Source organism: Halococcus sp. IIIV-5B, from assembly GCF_003602035.1.
In the GTDB taxonomy this organism is placed as follows: Archaea; Halobacteriota; Halobacteria; order Halobacteriales; family Halococcaceae; genus Halococcus; species Halococcus salsus.
The window spans coordinates 1-584 of the sequence record NZ_QZWE01000073.1 but is presented as its reverse complement, the minus strand read 5'-3'; the positions used below and the strand labels follow the sequence as shown (position 1 = coordinate 584).

Sequence of the window (584 nt, the reverse complement as noted above, 5' to 3'; positions counted from 1 at the left end):
GTTCTACGTCGCCACCGACGGCTCCTATCGCCTCTCGGATGGGACCGGCGGGCTCGGCGTGGTGATCGAGACCCGGAGCGGCGACCGTGTCGCCCGCCTCGCGGTACCCGACACCGCACCCGACAACAACGTCGCCGAGTACCGCGCGCTCCACCTCGGGCTCGACGTGCTCGCCGCCAGGGCCCCCGCCGACGCCCGAGTCGGGGTGCTCGTCGACCACGACGACCTCGCGGCGAACGCCAATCGGGCGCTGCTCGCGACCCGCGGTGGCTGTCACTCGACCCGCTCGCTCTCGATCCCCGAGCGCTCGCGCCACCACTGGCGCGGCATCCGTGCCCGCCTCCGAGGTTTCGGCGAGTGCCGCGTCGCCCGCATTCGGAGCGCCGAGAACCCTGCCCACCCGCTCGCCAACACGCCGGCGCAGTACCACCACGTCAACGAGGAGCCGCCCCGGTGCGTGCTGCCGACCCCCTCCGGTCGCGACGAGATCCCGCCGCCCTCGCGCGCCGACCGGCCCGCGAGTGACTAATACCCACCTTTTGCTAGGGAGGCCGCGAAGCGGCCTCCCTGGCAAAATGTGGATC

At 72.8% G+C, this 584-nt stretch carries 1 protein-coding gene; it reads left to right on the top strand.

The features are described from left to right. The coding region (locus tag D3261_RS19430; RefSeq protein ID WP_120075251.1) for a ribonuclease HI at window positions 1-529 on the top strand (529 nt) is incomplete at its 5' end. Between the last annotated feature and the right edge of the window lie 55 nt (window positions 530-584).